The organism is Candidatus Methylomirabilota bacterium (assembly GCA_035260325.1).
In the GTDB taxonomy this organism is placed as follows: domain Bacteria; phylum Methylomirabilota; class Methylomirabilia; order Rokubacteriales; family CSP1-6; genus AR19.
On sequence record DATFVL010000213.1, the window covers coordinates 1 to 4,330 of the forward strand.

The 4,330-nt window shown below is 74.2% G+C and carries 8 protein-coding genes; 6 read left to right on the top strand and 2 right to left on the bottom strand.

Going from position 1 to position 4,330, the window contains the following annotated elements; genetic code table 11:
• The 3 genes from VKG64_13670 to VKG64_13680 all read left to right on the top strand — a co-directional run.
• Positions 1-715: lytic transglycosylase domain-containing protein (locus VKG64_13670; protein HKB26088.1), on the top strand; the 715-nt coding region annotated here is incomplete at its 5' end.
• Between the two features lie 7 nt (positions 716-722).
• Positions 723-1,553, top strand: a complete 831-nt coding sequence (locus VKG64_13675) for a methyltransferase domain-containing protein (protein HKB26089.1) — start codon at positions 723-725, stop codon at positions 1,551-1,553.
• A gap of 17 nt (positions 1,554-1,570) precedes the next feature.
• Entirely contained in the window at positions 1,571-1,984 is a 414-nt protein-coding gene (locus VKG64_13680; GenBank protein HKB26090.1) for a VOC family protein, read from the top strand.
• Positions 1,985-1,994: 10 nt separating this feature from the next.
• On the opposite strand, the gene VKG64_13685 is transcribed toward VKG64_13680, so the two are convergent.
• The gene (locus VKG64_13685) at positions 1,995-2,666 is read right to left on the bottom strand and encodes a M48 family metalloprotease (GenBank protein HKB26091.1); all 672 of its coding nucleotides are present in this window, start codon (positions 2,664-2,666) and stop codon (positions 1,995-1,997) included.
• A gap of 162 nt (positions 2,667-2,828) precedes the next feature.
• On the opposite strand from VKG64_13685, the gene VKG64_13690 reads away from it, so the two are divergent.
• The 3 genes from VKG64_13690 (at position 2,829) to VKG64_13700 (ending at position 3,885) form a co-directional block, all read left to right on the top strand.
• Positions 2,829-3,206, top strand: coding sequence for a VOC family protein (locus VKG64_13690; protein ID HKB26092.1), 378 nt, complete (start codon positions 2,829-2,831; stop codon positions 3,204-3,206).
• A gap of 94 nt (positions 3,207-3,300) precedes the next feature.
• Positions 3,301-3,438, top strand: coding sequence for a hypothetical protein (locus VKG64_13695; GenBank protein HKB26093.1), 138 nt, complete (start codon positions 3,301-3,303; stop codon positions 3,436-3,438).
• Between the two features lie 156 nt (positions 3,439-3,594).
• Positions 3,595-3,885, top strand: a complete 291-nt coding sequence (locus VKG64_13700) for a universal stress protein (protein ID HKB26094.1) — start codon at positions 3,595-3,597, stop codon at positions 3,883-3,885.
• A gap of 21 nt (positions 3,886-3,906) precedes the next feature.
• On the opposite strand, the gene VKG64_13705 is transcribed toward VKG64_13700, so the two are convergent.
• Positions 3,907-4,330: response regulator (locus tag VKG64_13705; protein ID HKB26095.1), on the bottom strand; the 424-nt coding region annotated here is incomplete at its 5' end.

Consider the following 4,330-nt stretch of genomic DNA (forward strand, 5'->3'; position numbering starts at 1 on the left):
GCTGCCCGCCGAGCCGGCCGAGGCGCTCGCGGGCGACCCCGCCTTCGCGCGCGTCGAACTCCTGCGGCGCGTCGGGCTCGTCGAGGACGCCGTCCAGGAGCTGGAGGAGCTGACCCCGCTCGCCGCGGGCGACCCGGCGCGGCTCTACGGCGTCTCGAGCGTGTTCGCGCAGGCGGAGCGGTATCACCTGGCGCTTCGGATCTTCCGGCGCTATCTGGCGCCGCTCGCGGCCTCCGGCGATCCCGGGCTGCCGAGCGCCTTCTGGGAGATCTTCTATCCGTTCGCCTGGCGCGCCGAGCTGACCGAGGCGGCCGTCGCGGCCGGGCTCGACCCCTACCTCGTCGCGGCCGTCGTGCGCGAGGAGTCGAGCTACTACCCGCGCGCGGTCTCGCGCTCGGGCGCGCGCGGCCTCATGCAGCTCATGACCGGCACGGCGGCGCTGCTCGCGCCGCAACGGGATCTCGACGACCCGGCCCACAACCTGAAAATCGGCGCGCGCTTCCTGGCGGCGCTCGTGCGCGACTTCGGCGACACGCGCCTGGCGCTCGCCGCCTACAACGCGGGGCCCCAGCGCGCCCGCCGGTGGTGGACCGTCCGGCGCACCGACGACGTCGAGGCGTTCATCGAGCAGATCCCCTACGAAGAGACGCGCTTCTACGTGAAGAAGGTCGTCCTCTCCTGGGACGAGTACCGCCGGATCTACGGCGGGCGGTGAGGATCCGGTGGAGGAGACACGGCTCGCGCCCGACGTCGCCGCGTATTACGCGCGGGGCGGCGAGGTCCGGCGCCTCGTCGAGGGGCACGGCCGGCTCGAGCTCGCCCGCACGCAGGAGCTGATCCTGCGCCACCTGCCGCGCGGGCGCGCCGTCGTCTGGGACGTCGGCGGCGGCACGGGCGTGTACGCGTGCTGGCTCGCGGCGCAGGGCCACGAGGTGCACCTCGTGGACGCGCTGCCCCAGCACGTGCGGCAGGCGCTCGAGGCGTCGGCGCGCCAGCCCGGCCGCCCGCTGGCGAGCGCCGCCGTCGGCGACGCGCGCCGGCTCGAGGCGCCGGACGCGGGCGCCGACGCGTTGCTCCTCCTCGGGCCGCTCTACCACCTGACCGAGCGCCTTGACCGGCTCGCGGCGCTCGCCGAGGCGCGGCGCGTCCTCAAGCGCGGCGGGCTCGTCTTCGCCGCCGGCATCTCGCGCTTCGCCTCGCTCCTCTCGGGCGTGGCCGAAGGGCTCCTCCGCGACCCGGCGTTCGTGACGATCGTCGAGCGCGACCTGCGCGACGGCCGCCACGCGAACCCGACCGACGAGGACTACTTCACGACCTCCTACTTCCACCTGCCGCACGAGCTCGAGGCCGAGGTGAGGGACGCGGGCTTCGCCCCGCGCGAGCTCGTCGGCGTCGAGGGGCCGGGCTGGCTCCTGGCCGATCTCGACGCGCGCTGGCGGGACCCGGCCGAGCGTGAGCGCCTGCTGTGGGCCGCGCGCGCGATCGAGCGCGAGCCCACGCTCCTCGGCCTGTCGCCCCACATCCTGGTCGTCGCGGACAACCCTTCTCACTGACCGCACCGGAGGAACCGATGCCCTACCGCATCAACCACATCCATCTCAAGGCGCCCGATCCGCGGAAGACGGCCGAGTGGTACGTGACGGCCTTCGCGTTCAAGATCGTCAACGACGAGGTCCGCGTCTTCGGCGACCGCTTCGTCCGCTGCATGAGCGAGGACGGCGGGCTGGCGGTCAACATCTCGGGGGCGCGCACCGCCGAGCGGCTCCTGCCGGGCGAGGCGCGCGCGCACTGGGGCCTGGAGCACTTCGGCTTCGACTCCGAGGACATCGAGGCGGACATCCGGCGGCTCGAGGGCCTCGGCGCCAGGCTGCTCGAGGGCCCGACCCAGGTGCCGAACGGCCCGCGGATCGCGTTCCTGCAGGGGCCCGACGACACGCGCCTCGAGCTCGTCCAGCGGACGAAGATCGCCGGCGGCTGCTGCTGACGGGACGACGCTAGCGCGCGGCGGCGGGCGGGCGCGCGACGACCGCGGCCGCCGGCTCGAGCGGCTCGAGCGACGCCAGCCGCTCCTCGAGCTCGGGCTCGGTCGCGAGCAGGCCGCCGGCGACGGGGCCGTTGACGGCGCCGGCGGCGCAGAGCGCCGCGGCGAGCGTCCGGCGCGGCGTCTCGTCGCCCATCGCGCGGAGGATCTCGATCGCCTTCTGGTCGGCGTCCCGCTCCTGCTCGCGAGTGAAGGCGCGGACGACGATCGGGTTCACGAGGAGGTCGAGGAGGCCCACGCCCGGCATGGCGATGCCGAGCACCGTGAAGCCCGCCGTCAGCGACAGCGCGAGCGTCTTGCGCTTGCCCCCGTGGCCCAGGACCTCGTGGGCGACCGTCTGCGCCACGAGGGCGTCGAGCACGCGCTGGGGCTGGTGCGCGAGCCCCTCCGAGACGTAGAAGGTCGCGTCCTCGGCGGCGTAGGCCCGGACCTCGCGGGTCCTGACGAGCGCGAAGGAGTAGCGCTCGGGGTCGTCGCCGGCCGCGACCGCGGCGCGGTAGAGCGTGTGGGAGACCACGCCCGTGTCGGGCCCGTTCGGCGCCGGGAAGTAGGCGCCGTCCGGATGCGAGGCGCAGGCGCTCATGGCGAGGACCGCGACGAGGAGGAGCGCGAGGGGACGGCGCATGCTGACGACTGTACGGAGCGCCGCCGCCGAACCCCGCAGGAATAGTGGCGCCCCGCGCGCCGGAGTCATATGTGGGGGCGCGCCGCGCGCCGGGGCCCCACGCGTGGACGCGCGCGGACGGCGGGCTGGACGACGCGGCCGTCACGCGGTACAGATAAGGCCATGACGTTCGAGCCGCTCGGCCTCGACCACGTCGTGCTGCGCGTGCGCGACCAGGCGCGCTCGCGGCGCTTCTACGAGGACGTCCTCGGCTGCAAGCTCGGGCGCGTGAACGAGAAGTTTTCGCTCGTCCAGCTCCGGTTCGGTGAGCACCTGATCGACCTCGTCCCGGCCGCCGAGGGCGAGCCGCGCGGCGGCCTCGACCACTTCTGCCTCTCGATCCGCACGGACGACCTCCCGGGCGTGGCGCGCGAGCTCGAGGCGAAAGGCGCCGCGCTCGAGGGTGGCGTCGTCCGGCGCTTCGGCGCGTACGGCGACGGCCCCTCGCTCTACCTGCACGATCCCGACGGCTACAAGATCGAGCTGAAGCCGCGCTTCTGAGCCTCTCCCCTCGTGGGAGGCGTCGTTCGGCCGCCGCGTGTAAGCGTTTCGCGCCATGCCCCGTCCTACAGGTGAAGGGCCGAAAGGGGAGGGCGTGGGCAACCTGGTGAAGCTCGGCGTGGTGATCTACTTGGTGCTCCACGGGGTGCCGGTCTCGGGTGACCTGGACCTCAGGGGCCTGGTCGCCGCGGTCTTCGGGAGCCTCCTCTCCCAGCTCCGGCTGCTCCGCTAGATTTCGCTCGCCTCGGACGGCGGGGGCTTCGATCACAGACTCGCCTCGCCTGGCGGCTGCGGCTCGCACTGCGGCCCCGCGACGTCCTGCGGCTCGCCCTGCCAGCCCCGTTTCACGGACACCCCCGCGCGGTGTCTTACCGGGCGGAGGTGGATCATGGCGAAGCGGATTCTCGTCCCACTCGACCGACGGGAGCGCGCGGAGGTCGTGCTCCCGCTCTTCGCCGACCTGGCCCGCGCGAGCGACGCGACGGTGCGCCTGCTCCACGTGGCGCCGCTGCCCCGGTTCCGGCAGGACACGTACGGCCGCGTGATCGGGTACGCCGACCAGGAGAGCGACCGGCTCGAGGGCGACCGGGCGGCCCTGTCCCGCCGCGTTCCGGAGCGCGTGCGCCGCGAGGCCGAGGTGGCGGTGATGCTCCTGTCCCCGGGGCGCGACGCCGCGTAGCCGCGCGCTCGTCCGGCGGGCCTACCTCGGGATCTGAGGCGCGCTCAGAACCTCGCGCACCTTGCGCGTGAGGGCGTCGGGCGAGAACGGCTTCTGGAGCAGCACGGTGCCCGGATCGAGCACGCCGCGGTGCACGATCGCGTCCGCCGCGTACCCCGACATGTAGAGCACTTTCATCTCGGGCTGCTCTGGGGCCAGGCGCTCGACGAGCTCGCGCCCGCTCATCTGCGGCATCACCACGTCGGTGAGGAGCAGGTGGATCGGCCCGCCGTGCCGCCGGGCGACGCCGAGGGCATCGCCGGGCCCGGCCGCCACGAGCACCTTGTAGCCGCCGGCGGTCAGGATCTCGCGCGCGAGCTCCCGCAGCCCGTCCTCGTCCTCGACGAGCAGGATCGTCTCCGAGCCCTGCGGCACCCGCGTCGCCGCGAGGCTCGGCTCGGCGGGC

What these genes read in the sequence shown, in the direction of transcription:
- VKG64_13680 (HKB26090.1), top strand. Translation starts at nt 1,571, where the DNA reads ATGCCCTACCGCATCAACCACATCCATCTCAAGGCGCCCGATCCGCGG.
- VKG64_13685 (HKB26091.1), bottom strand. Translation starts at nt 2,666, where the DNA reads ATGCGCCGTCCCCTCGCGCTCCTCCTCGTCGCGGTCCTCGCCATGAGC.
- VKG64_13690 (HKB26092.1), top strand. Translation starts at nt 2,829, where the DNA reads ATGACGTTCGAGCCGCTCGGCCTCGACCACGTCGTGCTGCGCGTGCGC.
- VKG64_13700 (HKB26094.1), top strand. Translation starts at nt 3,595, where the DNA reads ATGGCGAAGCGGATTCTCGTCCCACTCGACCGACGGGAGCGCGCGGAG.